Source organism: Anaeroplasma bactoclasticum, assembly GCF_003550015.1.
Taxonomy (GTDB): Bacteria; Bacillota_I; Bacilli_A; order Acholeplasmatales; family Anaeroplasmataceae; genus Anaeroplasma; species Anaeroplasma bactoclasticum.
In genome coordinates this window covers 13,005-34,782 of sequence record NZ_QXEV01000018.1, presented here as the reverse complement: position 1 = coordinate 34,782, position 21,778 = coordinate 13,005, and the positions used below count along the sequence as shown (strand labels likewise).

Sequence of the window (21,778 nt, the reverse complement as noted above, 5' to 3'; positions counted from 1 at the left end):
ATGAAGGTAAATAAAGCCTATAATTGTGGCTTCACTGATGAAGAAATATATTCAGTAGCCAATACAAGACTAGGTTGGTATAGACAATGTGGTACAAAGATTGTTAACTATTTAATTAGTGCTGATTTACTTTCTAAGCCAAACAAAAAGAGGAATAGGCCGGGTTTGGTCAATCCTCTATTGTACTACCTAAAGTAGTTTGTGAATAATATAAATGTAGCGCCGTATACGAGACCCGTATGTACGGTGCAACGGGAGGGGCAAAGAATTATTTTCTTTCCTCTACCCTATTATTAAGCACAACATTAAAAAAATTAATACTATTTGTCCAAAAACCAGACAATATATACGTCTTTGTATAATAAAAACATATAAATATTAAAAAAATTAACAATAAGATTAAAAAAATTAAACATACCTATTGAAAAAATAAATTTTATGATTAAAATAATAGATGAAAGGGTGATAAGATGAAGAAAAGTATTATTGGGTATTGCCCCATTTGTCATGACAAGCTAGTAGTAAAAACATTAAGATGTAATCATTGTGATACAGAAATCACAGGAGATTTCACCTTAAACCCCTTTGATTATTTATCTAAGGACAAATTAGACTTCGCATTAGTATTTATTAAAAATCAAGGAAATATTAAAGCTATTGAAAAGGAGCTTGGTATTTCTTATCCTACAGTGAAAAAGAATATAGAGGAATTATGTAATGCATTAAATATGAAGACTGTAGAAACTAATGAAGAGGATTTAAGAGAAGAAACAAAAAGAAAATTAAGAAATGGTGAAATTACATTTGAAGATGCAGAAAGGATATTAGGTGAGTTATAATGAAAGATAGTTTTTTAAATGAATTAGAAGAAAAGCTAAGGGCTGAAAATGTTAGTAATGTTTCTGAAATTGTTAACAAGTATTCTAAAAGATATGACTTTGGTTTAGAGTCAGGCTTAAGTGAAGAAGAAATTGAAAATATGCTAGGGTCTGTTGATGAGATTGTAAATCTATATAAAACAGAAACTAGATATGAATATAAGGAAAGCTTTGGGAACTTAAAATTAAATGTATCTACAGTTACTGATAATGTAGAATTTGAAAGATCTAAGGATAATGAAGTACATGTTTATTTTGAAAACATTGATGAGAATTCTTATGAGATAAGTAAAACAGATAAAGAAATTAGTGTTTCTTATATCAATAAAAAATTCTTTGGCTTAAATAGAAGAAGACCAGGAACTATTACAGTTGCCTTACCACAAGGATTATCCTTAGGTAAAACACATTTATCTACAGTATCAGGAGATATCAATTCCGATATTGATTTAGATAGTGAGTATTTAACAATCGAAATGGTATCTGGAGATTCCGAGCTTAAAAGAATTGCATCAAGAGAAATTAAAATTCATGTAGTAAGTGGCGATTTTGAAATTGATGAAATCACAACGACAAGAATTGAAGTATCTACAGTATCTGGAGATATCGAAATTGAAAAGCTTTATGCAGATGAATTAAATTCATCTAGCGTATCTGGAGATATCGATATTAAAGAGGCTTCAAGAACAATGAAGGTGAAGTCAAGTTCAATTTCAGGTTCTATTAAAATAAATGAAACAAAGTATAAAAATTTTGATGATAAAATGAAGGAGTTTTAATTATGGGAATTAGAGGAAAAATTATTGCAGCAACACCATTTTTGGCAACTATTGCATTCTTAACTATTGGATTTACAACAGGAGTTTGGCATCCAACTTGGGTAGTATTCTTTTCAATATTAATCATTCCAGATATCCTAAGTAAGAATTTTATCTTTAAGGCATATCCAATTGCTGTATTAGCAACTTACATTACCTTAGGTATTACACTTGGAATGTGGCATCCACTATGGGTAATCTTCTTAACAATTCCAGTTTATTACATTTTCTTTGGATCAATTCATAGAAAAAGAAATAAGAATAAATGTGAAGTAATAGATGAAGAAAAAAGCGAAAGAATAGAAGTATTATAATAAAGAAAAAAAGCTCTTCAATGAGCTTTTTTACTTTTTATCTTCAGCCTCTTCAATTCTTTCTTGTTTTGAATCTTGATTTTCTTTTGGTCTTAAATAATTTTGAAGCTTTAATAAACCATCAAAGAAGATGGAACCTAATCCATTACCTATTGCCATAATGATGAAGTATAAAATGGTCTTCCAATCGATATATCCTGCATAGGTATAATAGGATGCGTTTGCGATAACATGATCAAATCCACAAAGGATAAATACAGCTACTGCGAAGAAGCAGATGATTACTTTTCCAAATGGATATGGACATACCTCATGCCCCTTAACTGCAATATAAATCATGATTCCACATCCAAAGGATGTGATTAAAATAGAATACCATGGCGCCTCTTGTTTTGCATTAACTATATTTAAGGCAGTATCCTTTAATCCTTGACCTATTGTTGATGCTGAAATAAGAGCACTTAAGGCTATAACTGCAAGTATATTTACTATACAGCATATCAATAAATCGATTAAATAAGATGGCTTTTTACTTAGTGTGTTTCCAACCTTACCTGTATAAAGCCAAGTATGCCACTGGATGATAGAGAAGAGCCCAATTCCAAAGAAGACTGCTCCCCAAATTTTGGCACTTAATTCGCCTTGGCCAGCCTTTAAGCAGGATAAGTAAACTGTTGCTCCTATAGTAATAAAAAAGCCAGACAATAAAGAACTTACTGTAATGTATAGGTATCGCTTCATAAATATATCCTCTTTTTAAATGAAATATAAATTAATTTCATTATAACACGCTTTCTTTGAAAGTGAGATATGAAAAAAATAAAAACATCTTGAAAATAAAAATGAACTATACTATACTTTATTTCGTAAAGAACAGAGTAGCAGAAATTGCGTTAAGTGCCATATCACGGGATGTTGGGTATGGACGAACACTTTTAGTGGCGGTAATTCTGCGCGTCCGCTGTATATTATGTATAGTGGGCTCTCTATTTAGGAGGCCTTTTATTTATGAAAAAAATTTTATTATGCTTAAAAAAAGGAATAATGATTGATGTTGTATTCCTAGCTATTGGACTTTTAATTGGTATATTGGTAGCTCATTATGCATTCCATAATACTGTATCTTTTTCATTTAGATATAAAGATCCTGTAGTAGTAGATACAAAAGCGATTATTTCAGAAGATGCAATCAAAAAAACAAAGGAAGTTACTACAAGCTGGTATACAGGCTCTAAATTATCTGTAAAGAATGGCAAAACAACCTACCAATTAGTAGAATTATCTGGTTTAACTATTGATGGAGATAATGAAACGGGATATACAATCACTGTATATAAATCTTCATTTAATGTGAGTGGAGATAATAATGAGTATTCAGATGCTATCGCAAGAGGATTCTTGAAGCATTTAGTTTTAATGTCATTAGATCAAACAATTATTGATGAATATAATGCAAATTATACATATACAAATTCTAAAGGAAATGAAGTATTAGGAATAACTACTATATTTGATAATGATTATTATAATCAATATTCCTTAGATAGTAATGGAAATTTAAATTCAACAGAAGTAGAAACAAAGGCAATGATTATTGCAGGAGCTATTGGACTTGGTGTTGGCTTAATTTTTGGAATTGCATTCTGTTTATTATTTATTGGTAAATATGATATGGAAGTTGTTCATGAATATGATAATGATGAAATTTATAGAACACCATTCCATTTAAGCTATTTTAAAAAATCTCTAGAAGCATTTAAGAATGTAAAAAGCCTAGTAACCATTGCATTATTACTTGGCTTAGTAATTATATCTAAATTCTTAAGAATCCCATCCGGATTTTCTGATTTAGGTATTGGATTCGGCTATTTATTCTTAGCTATAGCTTGTATGATGTATGGACCTATCCCATCCTTACTTATTGGTGCATTAAGCGATGTTATTGGTTATTTAGTAATGCCAGATGGAACATTCTTTATTGGCTATACCTTCCAAGCAATGCTTGCATGCTTCACATATGGTATGTGCTTTTATAAAACACATATTACATTCTCTAGAGTTTTACTTGCAAGAGTAATAGTGAATTTTGTATGTAATGTAATTATAGGATCCTTCTGTAGAGCATTCGTCTATGGATTATCAGGGGATGCCATGTATGCTTATATGATAGGAATAAGCTTACCTAAAAATTTAGTATATTTATTACCTCAAAGCTTATTATTATATTTTGTATTAAAGGCAGTTACTGTACCTATGAGTGCGATGAATTTAATCAATCCTAAAATTGCGGAAAACATCTCATTCTTTTAATGAACTAAATTTATAGAATGTACTATTTCTATAAATTCCATTTATATAACTTTTGGTTGTAATTTAATAAAATTAAATGTATAATGATTATGTCATAAAGATGGTACGAGAGACAAGCTCCATGACTACCAAGCAACCTCCCTTAAAGGAAAGGTGCTAAAGCTTGAATGATGGCAATAAATTATGATTTTATGCCATCCTTGTGGGATGGCTTTTAAATTTCTAAAGGAGGTAAATTTATGTTTGCAGAAGTCATCATTGATATTAAAAACAAACAAGTCAATAAAAGCTTTGATTACATAATTCCTACCTACCTAGAAGGAATTTTGCATGTTGGCTGTAGAGTAAAGGTACCCTTTGGAAAATTAAAAAGAACAGGCTATATTCTAAAAACTAAAGAATCTACAGAGGTTACAAGAGGTTTAAAAGAAATCGATGAAGCGATTGATTTAAAGCCTGTATTAAATGAAGAATTTATTAAGTTAGCAGAATATATTTCTATTCATGATTTTTCCTTTTATGCAACAAGCTTAGAAACCATGATTCCACAAGCCTTAAGAATGAAATACGAAAAGACAATTAAATGGGTTACTAATAGTTTAGATGAATCCTTACAAAAGCATTTTAAAACAAAAAAGGAAATATCTTTTAATACTATTCCAAAGGAATTAGAACCTATTTTATTTAAGGAAATAAAATTAGGTAATTTAGTTATTGATTCTAGAATTAAAAGAGTAAGAAAAGAAAAATATATCACCTATGTTCATTTCAATAGTGAGAAGGTTGGTATACCAAGCTCTAAAAAAGGAATGGATTTACTTTCTTATTTAGAAGAGATTAATGAAGATATAGATATAAATTCATTAATGAATGATTCAGGCTATAGTAAAAATGTAATAGATACATTAGCTAAAAATGGATTTATTGACCTTTATAAAAAAGAAATAGAACCAGAAGAGGATATCAAGAATTATATTGATAAGGAAGTATCCTTAAATCGTATGCAAGAGGATGTTTATCATTCTTTAAAACTTGGAAATGAAAAAACATATTTACTTCATGGTGTTACTGGTTCTGGTAAAACAGAATTATATATGAGGTGGATAAAGGATTCTATTCATAGTGGTAAAGAAGCATTAATGCTTGTACCTGAAATAAGCTTAACACCTCAAATTACAGCTATCTTTTATGCTAGATTTAAAGAAAATATTGCTGTATTACATTCAAGATTAACTATTTCTGAAAAATATGAACAGTGGAAAAGAATTCTAAATGGAGATGTTAAAATAGTAGTTGGTGCAAGATCTGCAATATTTGCTCCACTTAAGAATTTAGGTATTATTATTGTAGATGAATGCCATGAGGCAAGCTATAGGCAAAGTAATAATCCAAAATATAGTGCAATAGATTTAGCTAAAATAAGATCTCATACGTATAACTGTCCTTTAGTTTTAGGTAGTGCAACTCCAAATGCCGAGGATTATTTTAGAGCAATTCATGGAGAATATGAATTATTATCCTTACCAAAAAGAGCTAATGGGCGTGAACTTCCAAAATCTATTGTTGTTGATTTACGAGAAGAATTAAAAAATGGGAATAGAACACCCCTATCTAATATCTTAAAAGAAGAAATCATTAAGTGCTATAGAAATCATGAGCAGTCGATTCTATTTTTAAATCGAAGAGGCTATTCCTCCTTCGTACAGTGTAGAAACTGTGGCGAGGTAGTTAAGTGTCCTCACTGTGATATTTCCTTAACCTATCATGGGAAGACGAATACTCTTAAATGTCATTACTGTGGATATCAAATTTCAAATGTAATGAAATGTGAAAAGTGTGGTTCAGATAAAATTAGATATGTCGGTAGTGGTACAGAAAAGCTTTATGAGGCTGTTAAGAATATATTACCTGAGGCTAAGGTATTAAGGCTTGATACCGATACGGTAGCTAAAATGGAGGATTATGAAAATATCTACCATGAATTTAAAGAGCACAAGGCAGATATTTTAGTTGGTACTCAAATGGTTACAAAGGGATTAGATTTTGAAAATGTAACCTTAGTTGGAGTTGCGAATGCAGATATTGCACTACACTATCCTACCTTCGATGCCAACCAGGTTGCATTCAATCTAATTGAACAGGTAGCAGGTAGAGCTGGTAGAGCCAAAAAAGATGGTAAGGTCATCATTCAAACCTATGATCCAAATAATTATGTCATTGAATGTGCAAAAAACCATGATTATGAAGGCTTCTATAAAAAAGAAATCCTATTTAGAAAAGCATCCTCGATGCCACCTTTTTCAGAGCCAATTGAAATAGAAGTCATTGGAAAGAATTTAGGTGAAACAAAAAAAGAAGCAATTCATATAGCGAATGCTTTAAGAGGTGTTTCTATTAATTCTATAATATTAGGTCCTACAGAGGCTTATATATTTAAAAAGAAGGATTTATATCATTATGTTATTCTAGTACAGGCTAAAGAAGATATAGTATTAGATAAAATACAATATATTTATCCTTTATATCAAAACAATAAGGATATTACAATATCCATTACAAGGAAGTGATTATAAATGAAAATTGTATTTTTGGGTACTCCAGAATTTGCAGTTCCTATCTTAGAGGGACTATATCAAAATTATGAAATAGCTTTAGTTGTATCTCAGCCAAATAGAGTAAAGAAAAAAGGAGTATTTATAGATACTCCAGTTGCAAGTAAAGCTCATGAATTAAATTTAAAATTGATTCAACCAGAATCCATTAAGGATTCTATAGATGAAATATTATCTATCGGTGCAGATACACTTATTACTGCAGCCTATGGGCAGTATTTACCATCTAAATTATTAAATGGCTTTAAGGTTAAAGTAAATGTTCATGGTTCCTTACTTCCATACCATAGAGGTGGAGCTCCAATTCAAAGATGCTTGATGAATGGAGATGAAAAAACTGGTGTAACCATTATGGAAATGGCTAAAAAGCTAGATGGTGGAAAAATCTATTCCATGGAAGAATATGTAATTAAAGAAGAAGATAATTCAACAACTTTATTTGAAAAGCTATCTATAATGGGTAAGGATTTATTACTTAAAACCCTACCAGATATTTATGATGGGAAAAATCTAGGTATTCCTCAGGATGATTCTTTGGCTACCTATTCAGCAAATATTTCACCTGAAGAAGAAGAGATTCATCTAAATAGAAAATCTTTAGATATATTTAACCAAGTAAGAGGACTAGCACTAGAGCCAGGGGCTTATTTAAAGGTTAAGGATATTAAGCTTAAGGTATTTAAGGTTTCTATCCTTGATTATAAAGGTAATGAAGCGCCAGGTACTGTATTATCTATAAAGAAGGGAATTACCTTAAAGACATTAGATGGTGCAATTACTCTAGATTCAGTCTTAATGCCAGGTAAAAAGATAACTTCTGGTAAGGATTTTTCTAACGGACAAAAAATTTTCACCCTAGGTGATGTTATTCTTAGTGAATAATTATCTAATTTATGATAAAATTTGTAAGCGAGGTGATATGTTTTGGCTTTTAAAAAACTGAAAAACTTAAAAACAAAAATACAGAATAAAATCCGAAACAACACCTTCTATCAAAAATATTTCGGATTTGAAAATGGTATTGATATCACAGATGATAAGATGGTGCAATATAGAAAGAATATTGTAATTAAAAATATTATCTTTGTCATCAATATGATCTATACCTTAATTTTCATGATTATATCCATTGGAGATCCAACGAATTCCTCCAATTGGCTATTAACTGTATTATTATTCCCCGTTACGGCCTTAGTCAACTACTTTTTAGGTAGGCTAATAAAGACAGGACCTGAGGACAATTTAAGCCAAACCATGGCGATGTATTTGGCCGCATTCTATATGCTGTTATCCTCTATCTTAGTTTATGTTAAATTAAAATATGGAGAGGTAGAAGACATTCAAGGTGAGCATTATTTATCTGAAGCAGGTTACATTTTAATTTATATAGCCTTGCTGATTGCCGCATTCTATCAAAATAAAAAAATGCTTAAGAATATGTTCGTTTGGGTTGTTGTCATTGTAACGATATTACATTTTACCATTACCTATTCTATGCTTGAGGTAGCTGGTAATCGGGATATCTGGGAAGGTATTAAAAGAGTTTTTAGTGGTACAGAATTTAGAGATATTTTAATTCGAACCATCCTTCTTGTAGGATTTATGCTTATTTTATATATTTATGTATCTATGTCTAATTTTATGCAGGATGAGCGTAAAAAGGAGCTTGCGAAAAGAAGAAAGGTTCAGGATGACTACACGAGTGTAGTAACTCAAATTTTTGATGTAACCTTATCTAGTGAAAAGGTTACAGATGAAGAAAAAAAGGAAGCAGATATTTTGGCTATTATGGTTAAAAAATTATCCTCCCTTTTATCTTTAGCGCCTGAAAAGTGCAAAGAGGTTGTAGAGTATTCTAGATTACATATCGATAAAAAGGTTGATTTCGCATTCCAAAATATTTCCTCAGACGAAGAGAAATTTTTGGCAATAAGAGAACAAACAGAGCTTGGAAGTAGGCTTATTTCTCGTCTTCAGCTAAAAAGAAAGGGAGAAGATATCCTAAGAGCAACTTTCGAGGGATCTGATGATGATAATTTCATTCGTCATGAAAGAGAAATCCAGAATACTTTAGAATCTGAAATTATTCTAATTTGTGATTTGTATGTTTCTATGAGAAGCGTTAAGCCCTATAAGAAGGCATATAATCATAAAAACACAATCGCTTATATGGAAAAATCCTTTAAGATATATTTTGATCCAATGGTATATGACCGTTTTACAAGATATTCTTCGGATTTTGAAAAGATATTTGATGAGATGTAGGAGGTATTATTATTATGAAGGGTGAATACAAAACAAAAGGTGTATGTTCCCGCCAAATCAATTTTGAGGTTGATGAAAATGGAATCGTCCATAACGTATCTTTCGTTGGTGGATGTAATGGTAATTTAAAGGCCATTGGTAAATTAGTTGAGGGTATGCCTAAAACTAAGGTTATTGAAATATTAGAGGGCAATACTTGTGGGTCTAGACCTACAAGCTGTGCAGATCAGCTTGCCCAAGCATTAAAGGAGAGTAATTAATATGAAAAGATTTTTCACATCAGAGAGTGTAACAGAAGGACATCCTGATAAGATTGCAGACCAGATTAGTGATGCAATATTAGATGATATTTTAGCACATGACCCTAATGGTAGAGTTGCGTGTGAAACAATTTGTACAACAGGTATGGTAATGGTATTTGGTGAAATCACTACAAACCATTACGTTGATGTACAAAAGATTGTAAGAGATACTGTAACTGAAATTGGTTATGTAAGAGGTAAATATGGTTTTGATGCAGATAATTTAGCTGTATTAACTGCAATCGATCCACAGTCCCCAGATATTGCGATGGGTGTAGATGAATCTAGCGACCACGCTCAGGGTGCAGGAGATCAGGGTATTATGTTTGGTTATGCATGCCGTGAAACAGAAGAATATATGCCTTTAGCAATTACTTTAGCTCATAAGCTATGCTATAAGCTAACTGAAGTAAGAAAGAATGGTACATTATCTTATTTAAGACCAGATGGTAAGAGCCAGGTTACTGTTGAATATGATGATAATGGTAAGATTTATAGAATTGATACTGTATTAATTTCAACACAGCATTCACCAGATGTTTCTTTAGAACAGCTTGCAGCTGATGTTAAGAAGTATGTTGTTGATGAGGTTATTCCATCCTCTTTAGTTGATAAGGATACTAAGTTCTTATTTAACCCAACAGGTAGATTCGTTATTGGTGGACCTGCAGGAGATTCAGGCTTAACAGGTAGAAAGATTATTGTTGATACTTATGGTGGAGCTGCTTGTCATGGTGGTGGAGCATTTAGTGGTAAGGATCCATCTAAGGTAGATAGAAGTGCATCCTATATGGCAAGATATATCGCAAAGAATGTTGTTGCAGCTGGGTTATGTGATAAGTGCCAGATTCAACTATCCTATGCCATTGGTGTTGCAGAGCCAACTTCTGTATTAGTGGATACATTTGGTACTGCTAAAGTTTCTGAAGAAAAGATTCAGGATAAGATTTTAGAGGTATTTAATTTAACTCCAAAGGGTATTATTCGTACTCTAGATTTAAAGAGACCTATTTATAAAAAGACTGCAGCCTATGGTCATTTTGGTAGAACAGATATTGACCTACCTTGGGAGCATTTAGATAAGGTTTCCGAGCTTAAAACTTTATTAAAGTAAAATTTTGGTGACTACAATTCAATTTGTAGTCATCTTTTTTTAATTTTTTCCATTTTCCCCACTATATATTTATATGGAGGAAAAAGAAAATGATTTGTAGAATTTGTGGTGAAATATTTTATATTAAAAGAGGATTATTAGATTTATTTAAATCCAAAGAAGAATATATATGTAATAAATGCTATAAGAAGTATCCATTACACTTAAGATATGAGGTATGTCAATTAGATAAATATAATTGTGTAATCTTACCAATGTTTGATAAGAAATATAATATTGACTATAATGCTTTCATTAAAGAATACTCAAAAATATTTATTGCAAATCTTTATAGAGAGGGCTTTACTTTATTCTTTTTTAATCATATAGATTTATCTATAGATGATACTTTAGAAGCATTAGATGCTATCTCAAAATTAGTGAATAGTAATTTAATTATTTTATGTCTATCTCTTATAAAATAATCCTGTGCTTATTGAAAACGTTTTTTTAAAATGCTATAATAAAAGTACCAAGAAAAGGAGTGATATATATGAAGGTAGAAGTTGTAGGAAAGAATGGCTTTTCACCATCTGAGGCAAACAAGGAGTATGCAGCAAAGAAGCTTACAAAGCTTAAGGAAATGCTTCCTGATTATGAGGATGTAACTGCAAGAGTTGTTTGCAAGGTGTATAAGACATATCATAAGGTTGAGGTTACAATTCCTTCCAAGAATATTATACTTCGTGCTGAAGTTACTGAAGCTGATCTTTATGCAGCAATCGATGGATCTATTGATAAGCTTATGAAGCAGATTCGTCGTTACAATGATAAGGTAAAGGATAAGCTAGGCAAGCCTGGCATTAAGAATGCCTCTGTAGTTGAAGAGGCTGCTGAAGAACCAAAGATTTCAAGAGAAAAGCATGTAGATTTGGAGCCAATGACAGCAGAAGAGGCCCTAGATCAGATGGAATTATTAGGACATGATTTCTTCGTTTACTTAGATAAGGAAACAAGAAAGACAAACGTAATTTATCTTAGAGCAGATGGCGATTACGCTATTCTTGAAACAGAAGCAAAATAACTTAAGTAAATAGGTATAAATCCGGTGATTTCACCGGATTTTTTCTTGTATGACGGGCATGTTATAAATCTAGGGTGAAAGTCCCAAGAGGCGTAGTTGCCGACGAACTTGATAGCGACTTGCAAAGCGTAAACCAGTGATGGAGCGTGAAAAGAAGTAATAGCGAAATAGTGGCCCAACGAACAGAAACTTGATAATGAGGCCCATTAGGCGGATAAGTTGGCAAGACACAACAAAGTCCAAAAGGCAATCGTAACCCTAATCGGTAAATCAAGTGGGTAAACTAGGAAAGATTTATGGCTTATCCCGTGAGGCCTTGTGAACAAGTGAAGCCTAGACGTTTTAAAACAACTATAGAAAACTTGGTTAAAAAGTTTGTCACAAGGAGTCAGCAGAGGTCATAGTAGGTAGAAATGCCGAAGGACTGAATGAAACTGCATATAAAGAAGCAAACAAATCTCTTGGATATGTATGATGAGCCCAAGTAATAGAAACGTATATGATATGAAAAGGCAGTAAAGTGTAATATGAATTCAATGATACTTTGTTAGCAATAAAGAAAGAATATGCAAGTTTCAAACCGCCCATTGCCGAACGGCACGATGTGGTGGTGTGAGAGGGGATGGAAGATAGTTAGAAATAATTATTTTCCTACTCTACTCGATTGCATATTTATATAATAAATATAATATAAAAGCGATTTCTTAGTTTTTGTTGAAAATTGACAAAAATTATAGTATGATATAAAAGTGATATTTTAGGAAGGAATTTCCAAGATTAGATAATTTTTGGAATTTTAGATTTATGGGATTAAAGATTTTTGATTCAGGTTATAATGAAATGAAAAGATGTGCTAAGCTTGCAAAAAAGATCTTAGCACTTGATGAGGATATGCAAAAATTATCCGATGATGAACTTAAGGCTAAAACTCCTTATTTTAAGGAATTATTAAAGCAAGGTAAAACATTGGATGATATTTTAGTTGAAGCATACGCTGTAGTAAGAGAGGCTGCATACCGTGTAACTGGTATGAAGGCTTATGAGGTACAGCTAATTGGTGCAGCTGCAATTCATGGTGGAAATATTGCCGAAATGAAAACAGGTGAAGGTAAAACCTTAACCGGAGTATTCCCTGCATATTTAAATGCATTAACTGGTGAAGGTGTTCATATTGTTACAGTTAACGAATACCTAGCAGGAAGAGAAACTGAAGGTGAAATTGGTGATATTTACCGTTTCTTAGGCTTAACTGTTGGTCTAAACTTAAGAGAATTAGACCGTATGCAAAAAAGAGAAGTATATAATTGCGATATCATCTATACAACAAACTCTGAATTAGGCTTCGACTACTTAAGAGATAATATGGTTCCAAACTGGGAAGATGTTACTCAGCTTAAGGGATTAAACTTCTGTATTATCGATGAGGTTGACTCCATTTTAATTGATGATGCAAGAACACCACTTATCATTTCTGGTCCACAGAAGGATGATGGTGGATTATATGAGAAAGCTGACTCCTTTGTTAAAGCATTAAAGGAAGAGGATTATGAAATTGATATTGAATCTAGAAGTATCGTATTAACAAATAGTGGTGTTGATAAGGCAGAAAGATTCTTCCATGTAGAAAATTTATATGATATTGAAAATAACTCTTTAGTTCATAGAATTAATAATGCACTTAAGGCTGTTTATATTTTTGCTGATGGTAAGGAATATGTTGTTGACCGTGAAGCAAGTGAAGTATTAATTGTAGACCAGTCTACAGGTCGTATTTTAAAGGGACGTCAGTTTAGTGAAGGCTTACACCAGGCACTAGAGGCTAAGGAAGGTGTAGAAATTAAAAAAGAAACTATTACAGTTGCTACAATCACATATCAGAATTTCTTCCGTATGTATAAGAAGCTTTCTGGTATGACAGGTACAGCAAAAACTGAGGAAGAAGAATTTAGAGACATTTACAACATGTATGTTGTAGAAGTTCCAACAAACCGTCCTGTAATCAGAAATGATGCACCTGATAAGCTATTCTTAACTCCGGAATATAAATTCAAGGCTTTAGTTGAAGATATTGTAGAGCGTCATTCTAAGGGCCAGCCAATTTTGGTTGGTACAGCAAACGTTGAAACATCTGAATTAGTTCATGCTATGCTTGTTAAAGAAAACCTACCTCATGAGGTATTAAATGCTAAGAATAACGCAAGAGAAGCTGAAATCATTTCTCATGCAGGTGAATATGGCGCAATTACAATTTCAACAAACATGGCTGGACGTGGTACCGATATTAAGCTTGGTGAAGGCGTAAAGGAATTAGGTGGTTTAGCTGTTTTAGGTACTGAAAGATTTGAATCTCGTCGTATCGACAATCAGTTAAGAGGTAGAGCTGGTCGTCAGGGTGACCCAGGTTATTCTTGCTTCTTTATTTCTTGTGAAGATGAGCTTATGCAAAGATTCGGTGGAGATGCATTTAAAGCAAGGCTTGCATCTATCGTTCGTATGATGAATGATGACGATGAAACAAAGCCAATCGAATCTAAGATGCTTGGTAAGATGGTTACTATGGCACAAACTAAGATTGAGGGCTTAAACTATGACTCTCGTAAGAATGTCTTAAGATATGATGATGTTGTACGTCGTCAAAGAGAAACATTCTATGCGGAGCGTCAGCAAGTAGTAAAGGCTGAAAACCTAGTTGAATTATTAATGCAGATTATGAAATCAGCTATCACAAATACAGTTAATCAGTTTATGGATTCTGAAGCTGAATTTGATGATGAGAAATTAACAAAGGTATTTAATGAAAGAATGTTTGGTGAAAACCTTCTAGATGTAAATATCATTAAGAGCTATGATGAAGATACAGACATTATCAATTATGTATTTGGCTGTGCTGAAAAGGAATTTAAGGCTCGTTTAGAAAAGATTAAAGCTGATTTAAAGGAATTCATTCCAGAAGAAGTTCAAAAGGAAGACCCAGATATCTTAGATAAGCAGGTAATGCTATTCATTAAGAGAATCATTCTTCCAATTCTAGATAGAAACTGGAGAGAGCATATCGATGATATGCAAGGCTTCCGTCAGGGTATTTACCTACAGCAATATGCTCAATCAAACCCACTTGAGTTATATCAAAGTGAAGGTTATGAGCGTTTCAAGAGATTAAATGCTAAGATGAATGAAGAAATCTTAATTTCTGCAATGCATGCTAGAATTCGTGTAACAAGAAAGGTTGAAGAACCAAAGGATGAATTAAAGGGACTTCGTACAAACCAGGATTTATCTACAGTAAATAGCAAGCAGCCAGTTCGTAAGGCAGCAGCTAATCCAAATGCGAAATTTGTAAACGTTGGACCTAATGAACCATGTCCTTGTGGCTCTGGTAAGAAGTTTAAATTCTGCCACGGATTAAGACGATAATCGTATATTCTAAAAGTGTACTCCGGTACACTTTTTTTCTTGATTTATTTAAACTTTAGGTTTAATATAACATTGTCATAAAGACAACAGGAGGAGAGAATAAATATGAAAAAGAAATTAATTTATGCAGTATCTTTACCAATAGTAGCTTTAAGCTTAGCATCATGTTCTGGAACTGATTATATGTCCCATGATTTTGATGTTGTAATCCCAGAAAAGGATTCAAAAGCAACCAATGAATATGATTTATCTAATCAAGAAGATTATGATGCATCTTATGGATTAGTTTATGGACAAGCTTTGAATGCCTATAATAATTTTTCTAGTAAGTATTCATCAACTATTTTCACTGAAAAAGAATATAATTATGATAATGATACTCTTCTAAGTGGAAAAGATACGAAAAGAATAATAGATTTTACAAATAATAGCGTTTATTGTTATGGTTACTATTATGAGATGGAAAATGGAGAAGTTTCTTCTTATAGTAAAGTTGAATCGAAGTCATTTGTAATTGATGAAAATACATATACCACTTCAACAGAAATAACTTTAAATAATTATAGGTTTGGTACACGTAAGCACCCAAGTAAGGCATCTGGCAATGTAAAAATTGTTACAACACATAAAGAAGATATTGAAGTATATAGAAAGAATCATATGGATACTACTTACTTTTATTACCTTAATTCATCTTTTGTTTCTCATAAGGGAACATTATCTTCAAATGAAGATTTCAGTTATGTATATCATGTAGATACAAATGGTGATTTCACTTATACCACTATTGGTGAAAATGGATTATGGACTTATTTTTCTTTAGAAGAGTATAAAGATTTTGGTCAAGGATATACAGAAAAATATACCAGAAATGAAAAAATGGAATATTTTGAAAACTCTATTTTAGAAAATAAATATGATACAAAAGATTATATTGAATATGATGAATCAATATTATTTCAACCTTCAGGTGCTGGTAATACATTTTTTAAAGGCAGTTATTCTTTAACTACCCTTTTAGGAGAAAGTCAAGAATTCAGAAGTTGGTTTACTATTACTGAATAAAATATAAGAGGAGAGAGAAGAATATGAAAAAGAGAATAATATATTTAGCAGCATTACCTATTTTTGCAATTGGTTTAGCATCATGCTCTGGAACAAATTATATGTCCCATGATTTTGATATTGTAATCCCAGAAAAGGATTCAAAAGCAACCAATGAATATAATTTAGAAAATTCTGAAGAACAAGAACAGGCACTAAATGGTTCGAAGAATGTGTATCTCCAGGCTCAAGATTATCTATATAGTAAATATAAATCCGTTATAATAACGCATAAAGGTTCTATTTATGTAGCTGATATACTTGAAGAGGGCTGGGATGTTAAACGTATATGGGATTTTGAAAAAAATAGCATATATGCTTATGACTATTCTTATAATATGGAAAATGGAGAAGTTTCTTCTTATAGTAGGGTTGAATCAAAAATATTTGTATCTGAGGAGAATACATTTACTGTAGGGACTGAAATTACTTTAAATAATTTTAGTTTTGGTGAGAATAATAGTAAAGCTTCTGGGTTTGTTAAAATTGTTACAACTCATAAAGAAAATATTGAAGCTCATAAAAAAACGCAAGTTAATCCATATTTTAGTTATGGAAATAGGACTAGTGGCACCTTATATGCTAATGATGAATTTACTTATATGTATTATGAGCATTCATCGAATAAGATTAATGAAATTGCAATCGGGGAAAATGGACTGTTAACTTATATGTATGTGGAATATAATTATATGTCTTCAAAGGAAAAGGATACAAACAAAAATAAAATTGAATATTTAGAAAATTCCATTTTAGATGACAAGTATGATACAAATAATTATATCCAATATGATGAAAGAGAGGTTTTTGGTAGTTATTATTCTTCTTGGTCTTTTAAAGATGACTTGTATGATTTGTCTATTATGCTATCTAATAGCGAATTATTTAGAAGCTGGTTTACTATTACTGAATAAAATATAAGAGGAGAGAGAAGAAAATGAAGAAGAGATTAATATATTTAGCATCATTACCTATTTTAGCTTTGGGCTTAGCATCTTGTTCTAATTATGATTATTTGTCACATGATTTTGAAATTGTAATTCCTGAAAAGGATTCTAAAGCTAAAAATGAGTATAATTTGAATAATTCAAAAGAAAGCGATGAGTTTAACAAGGCATGTTTAGAAATTAGTGCAAACGCAGAAAATGATTTCTTTAACAAGTATTCATCTATTGTTGTGACAAGAAAATCGGTTTCTGTTGATGATAGTTTTATTGAAGCTTCGACTACTAGTTCTGCTAATAATCAAAAAAAATTCGATGAATCGAAGATTATACTAGACTATAAGAATAATAGTCATTATTTTTATAATTATGCTTATTCAATGAAGGATGATGTGGTTACTTCATATAGTAAAGTTGAATCAAAATCTTTTGTTTCAGGAGAAAATACATATACTGTAGCAACAGAAATAACATTATATAATTATCTTTTTAGGAAAACTGAAAAAGAGGTTGCCTCTGGAACCGTAAAAATAGTTACAACACATCAAGAGGATATAGAAAAATATAGGAATCAGAGTATTTTAACATTTGATTCTTATAGCTCTGAATATGATAGTGGAACTGCATATACCAATGATGATTTTAGTTATATTTATTATACGGATGGAGATGTAGTTATGATTGCTGAAGATGGATTGTTTAAATATAGAACAGAACCTCTTATAAGTCCTTCTACTGGACTAGATTATTCAGGTAAATCTGATTTAAAAGTTGAATATTTAGATAAATCCGTTTTATCTGATAAATATGATACTAAAGATTATATAAAATATACTGAATTTAATCCTTATATGACATTCTTTAATGGTTATTTTTTTATAGATGTTCTTTTAAGTAATGTATGTAATAATGATACATTTAGAAGTTCGTTTACTATTACTAAAGCAGAAAATAATTAAAATTTTATAAGAAAAATCTCCCTCACAAATAGTAGAGGGAGTTTTTATTATATGATGAATAAGGATATGCCTGTGGATATTAGCAGGAATAATGTAATTAATAATCCATTTTTCATAAAATCTAAGAAGTTATATTTAATATCGTTTTCCTTTAGTATTCTCATCCACATAATACCTGCAAGTGCACCTACAGGTGTAAGAAGTGCACCAATATTGGATCCCATAATAGTTGCATAAACTAGCTTTACATTTTCTGTATTATTTAATATAGATCCATACATCATTGTCATTGGTATATTGTTAACTATATTACAGGATAGTGTAGAAGAGGATAGGTAAAGTAGGGGCTCTACTGTATTATTTGTATTATGGAATAGGTTTCCTATTTCTTCAAATATTCCATATCCATTTAATGCAACTATAATTGTATACATAGAAAGAATAAATGGAATTAAGCTATATGGAGCTCTTCTTAATGTACCTTTAATATATCTTTTTTTCTTTGTAATAAGTGCATAGGTAAATAAGAATATAAGTAAGGATATAGCGAAGGATAGACAGATGATCCACATTTCAAAATGAATGTAATTAGATATAGCTAATAAAATTGTTGTAGATAGTAAATGAATACCAGATACAATACAAATTGTTTTATTTTCTATTTTGGATTTTTCAAATTCAAACACTTCAATTTTTTTAGATAAACTTTTATGAAATAATAGTAGTAGCACTAAAATAGATGCAATACCTGTAAATGCTGCAGGTAGTAACATTTTTAAGAAGTATTCTAAGAAATCTAAATGGAATATTGAAGATAAATATATATTAGTTGGATTACCTATAGATAAAACCATACTCCAGGTATTTGCGGCTGTAAATTCCATTACAAGGTATGGAATTGGGTTTATATTACCTTTTTTTGAAAAATATAATATAAATGGTGTAAATGTTAATATGACAATATCATTTGAGGTAAATATGGTAATGATAGATATTAATGTATATAAAACAAAGAATAGCATGTATTGGCTTTTTCTATACTTATCTATGAATATAGATGCTATATATCTAAAGAAGCCTGCTTCATCTAGTGAAATAGATATTAAAGATATGGAAATGAATAATACTAATATCTTTAATGGGTTTAATTCATTATTAGATATTAAACTATTAAAATAAGCTTTTTGGTCAAATCCTGGTAAGCATATTAATAAAATAGCTGCAAGAAGAAGTGGTATAAAGAATGTATCTAGGGTTACTTTTTTTATTCTTAATACAGGAAATTTCAATATGCATACAAACATAAGTATTATGGCACTTATGGAGATTATTATTGTATGTATCATTTTTATCACCGAAAAAGATTATATACCAAAGGGGTAAAACTTCAAGAAAAATATTCGTAAGAATTGAGATTTTTCATATTTCATTATATAATTATTCTAAATGAAGCGATTGGTGGGATTAAAATGCTATATCTAGGATTTATCTTGGGAATAATTTTATATGCCTTGACTGGTTTAGCCTATATAGGCTATATTGTATTATTCTTCATGAAGAAGAACCAAATCCTAGAAAGATTTGTGAATGCCATATTTTTGCTTCATTTAGTTGTTATTGCAGGTTTATCCTGGAGTGTTATTTTAATGAATCAATCCTTCCGTGTAAATATAAATTTAGGTGTTGATTATTCTTATGTTTTAATTATTTCTGTCCCTGTAATTTTAATATATGAGGGATTAGATATATTACAAAGAAAGAAGATAGAAAAAAGTGATAAATTATATAGAAACATAGTAAGATATTTACTCCCAGTGCTTACTGGAATATTATTCTTTGTATGTACAATTATTTTCTATTTCTTATGTAATGATTTTCAAATATTATCAATAACAATATAATTGAAAAAATGTAAACGTTTTAAAGTAGGCAAAGAGAAAGTATAACTTTTTTCTTGCCTTTTTTTATTGTAAAATAAACATAGTTTTGTGATATTTTCATGAAAGACTTTTTAAGAAGAGGTATATATTATGAAAGCCGTTGTATCCGTAGTAGGAAAAGATTCTGTAGGTATTCTTGCAGCTGTAGCTTCTAAGTGTGCAGAGTATAAGGCAAACATTGATGATGTAAACCAGACAATCATTGATGATTACTTTACTATGTTTATGATTATCAACATTGATGATTTATCTATTGAGTTTAATTCATTCGTTGATAAGATTACTGAATTAGGCAAAGAGAAGAATCTTGAGATTCACTGTATGCATGAGGATATTTTTAACCTTATGCACCGTATCTAAGGAGTGCTTATGAATAATAAAAATGAAATCGTTGAAACCATTAAAATGATTCAGGAACAGAATCTTGATGTCAGAACCATCACTATGGGTATATCCTTAATAGATTGTATGGATACGGATATTAAGAAGTCCTGTGAGAAGGTTTATAACAAAATATATAAATATGCAAAAGATTTAGTTAAAACAGGTGAGGCCATTGCTAAAAAATATGGTATCCCTATTATTAATAAAAGAGTATCTGTTACACCTATTTCTATGTTAGTAGGTGTATCTGGTGGAGATCCTATTGAATATGCGAAGACATTAGATAGAGTTGCAAAGGATATTGGTGTTAACTTTATTGGTGGATATAGTGCATTAGTACAAAAGGGATTTGCTCCTGGTGATAGAGAATTAATTGAATCTATTCCAAGAGCCTTAGCTGAAACAGATATTGTATGCTCTAGCGTTAATATTGGTTCTACAAAGGCTGGTATTAATTTGGATGCAGTTAAGATTATGGGACAAAAGATTAAAGAGGCTGCAGAGCTTACCAAGGATAGAGAGTGTATTGGTGCATCCAAGCTTGTCGTATTCTGTAATGCGGTTGAGGATAACCCATTTATGGCAGGTGCTTTCCATGGTGTTGGTGAGGCAGATTGTGTAATTAATGTTGGTGTATCTGGTCCTGGTGTTGTTCGTGCAGCTATAGCTGCAGCACCTAAGGATGCTCCTATATCTGAAATTGCAGATATCATCAAGAAGACAGCATTTAAGGTAACAAGAATGGGTCAGCTTGTTGGTGTTGAAGCATCTAAAATGCTAGGCGTTGAATTTGGTATTGTTGACTTATCCTTAGCTCCAACTCCAGCAGTAGGTGATTCTGTTGCTCATATACTAGAAGAGATTGGTCTTGAGCAATGTGGATCAGTAGGTACAACAGCTTGTCTTGCAATGCTTAATGATGCAGTTAAAAAGGGTGGAGTTATGGCTTCATCTAGAGTTGGTGGACTTTCTGGTGCATTTATTCCGGTATCTGAAGATGCTGGTATGATTGCTGCAACAAAAAGTGGTGCACTATGCATTGAAAAGCTTGAGGCAATGACTGCTGTATGCTCTGTTGGTTTGGATATGATTGTAATTCCTGGAGATACTACTCCAGAGGTTATTTCAGCTTTAATTGCAGATGAGGCTGCAATTGGTATGATCAACTGTAAAACAACTGCAGTAAGAGTTATTCCTGCAATTGGTAAGCCAGATGATGGATCTTTAGACTTTGGTGGTTTATTAGGATATGGTCCTATTATGCCAATTCGTAAGCTAAAGCCAAATGTGTTTATCAACAGAGGTGGACATATTCCTGCTCCATTAAATAGCTTAAAGAATTAATATGTGTATATAA

At 31.3% G+C, this 21,778-nt stretch carries 20 protein-coding genes, 1 pseudogene and 2 riboswitches; of the genes and pseudogenes, 19 read left to right on the top strand and 2 right to left on the bottom strand.

The genetic code is table 11. The annotated features are described in order from the left end of the window. The 4 genes and pseudogenes from EI71_RS07260 to EI71_RS07245 form a co-directional block, all read left to right on the top strand. Positions 1–198 (top strand): annotated as a pseudogene (locus tag EI71_RS07260) (group II intron reverse transcriptase/maturase); the annotation flags it as partial. Positions 199–470: 272 nt separating this feature from the next. Further along, positions 471–839, top strand: a complete 369-nt coding sequence (locus EI71_RS07255; protein ID WP_119016593.1) for a DUF2089 domain-containing protein — start codon at positions 471–473, stop codon at positions 837–839. After that, entirely contained in the window at positions 839–1,657 is an 819-nt protein-coding gene (locus EI71_RS07250) for a DUF4097 family beta strand repeat-containing protein (protein WP_119016592.1), read from the top strand. The genes EI71_RS07255 and EI71_RS07250 overlap by 1 nt, the downstream gene beginning before the upstream one ends. Before the next feature lie 2 nt (positions 1,658–1,659). Further along, positions 1,660–2,010 carry a hypothetical protein gene (locus EI71_RS07245; protein WP_119016591.1) on the top strand — a complete coding sequence of 117 codons (351 nt, stop codon included), beginning with the start codon at positions 1,660–1,662 and terminating at the stop codon, positions 2,008–2,010. Between the two features lie 30 nt (positions 2,011–2,040). On the opposite strand, the gene EI71_RS07240 is transcribed toward EI71_RS07245, so the two are convergent. Beyond that, on the bottom strand, positions 2,041–2,751 hold the full coding sequence (locus EI71_RS07240; protein WP_119016590.1) for a formate/nitrite transporter family protein: 711 nt from the start codon (positions 2,749–2,751) through the stop codon (positions 2,041–2,043). A 131-nt stretch (positions 2,752–2,882) separates the two neighbouring features. Further along, a riboswitch (THF riboswitch) is annotated at positions 2,883–2,976 on the top strand. A gap of 42 nt (positions 2,977–3,018) precedes the next feature. On the opposite strand from EI71_RS07240, the gene EI71_RS07235 reads away from it, so the two are divergent. From EI71_RS07235 to EI71_RS07180, 12 genes are all read left to right on the top strand, one after another. Further along, on the top strand, positions 3,019–4,320 hold the full coding sequence (locus EI71_RS07235; protein ID WP_119016589.1) for a folate family ECF transporter S component: 1,302 nt from the start codon (positions 3,019–3,021) through the stop codon (positions 4,318–4,320). 89 nt (positions 4,321–4,409) lie between these two features. Further along, positions 4,410–4,510: riboswitch (SAM riboswitch) on the top strand. A 49-nt stretch (positions 4,511–4,559) separates the two neighbouring features. Further along, positions 4,560–6,887: a primosomal protein N' gene (priA, locus tag EI71_RS07230; protein ID WP_162849862.1), complete on the top strand. Its 2,328-nt coding sequence runs from the start codon at positions 4,560–4,562 to the stop codon at positions 6,885–6,887. 6 nt (positions 6,888–6,893) lie between these two features. Next, positions 6,894–7,814: a methionyl-tRNA formyltransferase gene (gene fmt / locus EI71_RS07225; RefSeq protein WP_119016587.1), complete on the top strand. Its 921-nt coding sequence runs from the start codon at positions 6,894–6,896 to the stop codon at positions 7,812–7,814. Between the two features lie 42 nt (positions 7,815–7,856). Continuing rightward, complete coding sequence (locus EI71_RS07220) at positions 7,857–9,197, top strand: HD-GYP domain-containing protein (RefSeq protein WP_119016586.1); 1,341 nt, start codon at positions 7,857–7,859, stop codon at positions 9,195–9,197. A 14-nt stretch (positions 9,198–9,211) separates the two neighbouring features. Continuing rightward, positions 9,212–9,457 (top strand): TIGR03905 family TSCPD domain-containing protein, encoded by a 246-nt coding sequence (locus EI71_RS07215; RefSeq protein WP_211321071.1) that lies wholly within the window; start codon positions 9,212–9,214, stop codon positions 9,455–9,457. Position 9,458: 1 nt separating this feature from the next. Beyond that, positions 9,459–10,613: a methionine adenosyltransferase gene (metK, locus tag EI71_RS07210; protein WP_119016584.1), complete on the top strand. Its 1,155-nt coding sequence runs from the start codon at positions 9,459–9,461 to the stop codon at positions 10,611–10,613. Positions 10,614–10,702: 89 nt separating this feature from the next. Further along, on the top strand, positions 10,703–11,077 hold the full coding sequence (locus EI71_RS07205) for a hypothetical protein (RefSeq protein WP_119016583.1): 375 nt from the start codon (positions 10,703–10,705) through the stop codon (positions 11,075–11,077). 68 nt (positions 11,078–11,145) lie between these two features. Beyond that, entirely contained in the window at positions 11,146–11,676 is a 531-nt protein-coding gene (gene hpf, locus EI71_RS07200; RefSeq protein WP_119016582.1) for a ribosome hibernation-promoting factor, HPF/YfiA family, read from the top strand. An 804-nt stretch (positions 11,677–12,480) separates the two neighbouring features. Continuing rightward, positions 12,481–15,090, top strand: a complete 2,610-nt coding sequence (gene secA / locus EI71_RS07195; protein WP_119016581.1) for a preprotein translocase subunit SecA — start codon at positions 12,481–12,483, stop codon at positions 15,088–15,090. 105 nt (positions 15,091–15,195) lie between these two features. Beyond that, positions 15,196–16,155, top strand: coding sequence for a hypothetical protein (locus EI71_RS07190; protein WP_119016580.1), 960 nt, complete (start codon positions 15,196–15,198; stop codon positions 16,153–16,155). A gap of 23 nt (positions 16,156–16,178) precedes the next feature. After that, on the top strand, positions 16,179–17,108 hold the full coding sequence (locus EI71_RS07185) for a hypothetical protein (protein WP_119016579.1): 930 nt from the start codon (positions 16,179–16,181) through the stop codon (positions 17,106–17,108). A gap of 23 nt (positions 17,109–17,131) precedes the next feature. Continuing rightward, positions 17,132–18,097: a hypothetical protein gene (locus EI71_RS07180; RefSeq protein ID WP_119016578.1), complete on the top strand. Its 966-nt coding sequence runs from the start codon at positions 17,132–17,134 to the stop codon at positions 18,095–18,097. Between the two features lie 47 nt (positions 18,098–18,144). Here the strand turns inward: EI71_RS07180 and EI71_RS07175 are convergent, their stop codons facing one another. Continuing rightward, positions 18,145–19,401 carry an ArsB/NhaD family transporter gene (locus tag EI71_RS07175; RefSeq protein ID WP_211321070.1) on the bottom strand — a complete coding sequence of 419 codons (1,257 nt, stop codon included), beginning with the start codon at positions 19,399–19,401 and terminating at the stop codon, positions 18,145–18,147. Between the two features lie 165 nt (positions 19,402–19,566). On the opposite strand from EI71_RS07175, the gene EI71_RS07170 reads away from it, so the two are divergent. The 3 genes from EI71_RS07170 to EI71_RS07160 all read left to right on the top strand — a co-directional run bounded on the left by EI71_RS07170 (position 19,567) and on the right by EI71_RS07160 (position 21,765). Next, positions 19,567–19,998 carry a hypothetical protein gene (locus tag EI71_RS07170; protein WP_119016576.1) on the top strand — a complete coding sequence of 144 codons (432 nt, stop codon included), beginning with the start codon at positions 19,567–19,569 and terminating at the stop codon, positions 19,996–19,998. A gap of 129 nt (positions 19,999–20,127) precedes the next feature. Further along, positions 20,128–20,397 carry an ACT domain-containing protein gene (locus tag EI71_RS07165; protein ID WP_119016575.1) on the top strand — a complete coding sequence of 90 codons (270 nt, stop codon included), beginning with the start codon at positions 20,128–20,130 and terminating at the stop codon, positions 20,395–20,397. A 9-nt stretch (positions 20,398–20,406) separates the two neighbouring features. Next, the gene (locus tag EI71_RS07160; RefSeq protein ID WP_119016574.1) at positions 20,407–21,765 is read left to right on the top strand and encodes a PFL family protein; all 1,359 of its coding nucleotides are present in this window, start codon (positions 20,407–20,409) and stop codon (positions 21,763–21,765) included. The last annotated feature ends 13 nt before the right edge of the window (positions 21,766–21,778 follow it).

What these genes read in the sequence shown, in the direction of transcription:
- EI71_RS07255 (WP_119016593.1), top strand. Translation starts at nt 471, where the DNA reads ATGAAGAAAAGTATTATTGGGTATTGCCCCATTTGTCATGACAAGCTA.
- EI71_RS07250 (WP_119016592.1), top strand. Translation starts at nt 839, where the DNA reads ATGAAAGATAGTTTTTTAAATGAATTAGAAGAAAAGCTAAGGGCTGAA.
- EI71_RS07245 (WP_119016591.1), top strand. Translation starts at nt 1,660, where the DNA reads ATGGGAATTAGAGGAAAAATTATTGCAGCAACACCATTTTTGGCAACT.
- EI71_RS07240 (WP_119016590.1), bottom strand. Translation starts at nt 2,751, where the DNA reads ATGAAGCGATACCTATACATTACAGTAAGTTCTTTATTGTCTGGCTTT.
- EI71_RS07235 (WP_119016589.1), top strand. Translation starts at nt 3,019, where the DNA reads ATGAAAAAAATTTTATTATGCTTAAAAAAAGGAATAATGATTGATGTT.
- priA (WP_162849862.1), top strand. Translation starts at nt 4,560, where the DNA reads ATGTTTGCAGAAGTCATCATTGATATTAAAAACAAACAAGTCAATAAA.
- fmt (WP_119016587.1), top strand. Translation starts at nt 6,894, where the DNA reads ATGAAAATTGTATTTTTGGGTACTCCAGAATTTGCAGTTCCTATCTTA.
- EI71_RS07215 (WP_211321071.1), top strand. Translation starts at nt 9,212, where the DNA reads ATGAAGGGTGAATACAAAACAAAAGGTGTATGTTCCCGCCAAATCAAT.
- metK (WP_119016584.1), top strand. Translation starts at nt 9,459, where the DNA reads ATGAAAAGATTTTTCACATCAGAGAGTGTAACAGAAGGACATCCTGAT.
- EI71_RS07205 (WP_119016583.1), top strand. Translation starts at nt 10,703, where the DNA reads ATGATTTGTAGAATTTGTGGTGAAATATTTTATATTAAAAGAGGATTA.
- hpf (WP_119016582.1), top strand. Translation starts at nt 11,146, where the DNA reads ATGAAGGTAGAAGTTGTAGGAAAGAATGGCTTTTCACCATCTGAGGCA.
- secA (WP_119016581.1), top strand. Translation starts at nt 12,481, where the DNA reads ATGGGATTAAAGATTTTTGATTCAGGTTATAATGAAATGAAAAGATGT.
- EI71_RS07190 (WP_119016580.1), top strand. Translation starts at nt 15,196, where the DNA reads ATGAAAAAGAAATTAATTTATGCAGTATCTTTACCAATAGTAGCTTTA.
- EI71_RS07185 (WP_119016579.1), top strand. Translation starts at nt 16,179, where the DNA reads ATGAAAAAGAGAATAATATATTTAGCAGCATTACCTATTTTTGCAATT.
- EI71_RS07180 (WP_119016578.1), top strand. Translation starts at nt 17,132, where the DNA reads ATGAAGAAGAGATTAATATATTTAGCATCATTACCTATTTTAGCTTTG.
- EI71_RS07175 (WP_211321070.1), bottom strand. Translation starts at nt 19,401, where the DNA reads ATGTTTGTATGCATATTGAAATTTCCTGTATTAAGAATAAAAAAAGTA.
- EI71_RS07170 (WP_119016576.1), top strand. Translation starts at nt 19,567, where the DNA reads ATGCTATATCTAGGATTTATCTTGGGAATAATTTTATATGCCTTGACT.
- EI71_RS07165 (WP_119016575.1), top strand. Translation starts at nt 20,128, where the DNA reads ATGAAAGCCGTTGTATCCGTAGTAGGAAAAGATTCTGTAGGTATTCTT.
- EI71_RS07160 (WP_119016574.1), top strand. Translation starts at nt 20,407, where the DNA reads ATGAATAATAAAAATGAAATCGTTGAAACCATTAAAATGATTCAGGAA.